Origin of the sequence: Rhodococcus sp. EPR-147 (genome assembly GCF_001647185.1) — a bacterium.
Taxonomy (GTDB): Bacteria; Actinomycetota; Actinomycetes; order Mycobacteriales; family Mycobacteriaceae; genus Rhodococcoides.
The window spans coordinates 1-538 of the sequence record NZ_LVCU01000558.1; the positions used below are offsets into that span (position 1 = coordinate 1).

Annotated in this window: 1 protein-coding gene; it reads right to left on the reverse strand. The window is 64.7% G+C overall.

Going from position 1 to position 538, the window contains the following annotated elements:
- The coding region (locus A2J02_RS24980) for an ATP-binding cassette domain-containing protein (protein WP_068055123.1) at positions 1 to 538 on the reverse strand (538 nt) is incomplete at both ends.

Sequence of the window (538 nt, forward strand, 5' to 3'; positions counted from 1 at the left end):
GTACGCCGAGATCACACGGGGGTCGGATCGCACGACGTGTGGCAGCCCCTGGGCGATCACCTGACCGAACTCGAGTACGACGACGTAGTCGCAGGTTCCGAACACGAACGAGATGTCGTGGTCGATCAGCAACATCGGTGTTCCGTGATCACCCAGGCTGCGCAATTGCTTTCCGAGAAACGAACTTTCGGTGGTATCAAGGCCGGCGGCGGGCTCGTCGAGGCACAGAATCGCCGGCTCGGACGCGAGCGCCCTGGCGATCCCCACGAGTTTGCGTTGCCCCTCGGAGAGTTCGGTGGGCAGTGCCCGAGCCAGGTGGCCGATTCCCACGTCAGCGAGAGTCTTTGTCGCACCGGCGATATCGTCGACGCCGAGGCCGAACATGCCGGCGATCGTCGATCTCACGGTGGGCTGACGTGAGGCGACGGCGAGGTTCTCCGCCACCGTCAGATCGTCGAACAGCTCGACGGCCTGCCAGGTGCGGCACAGACCTTGTCGTACTCGTGCGTGGGGACGCAGGCCGCTGACGTCGCGACCA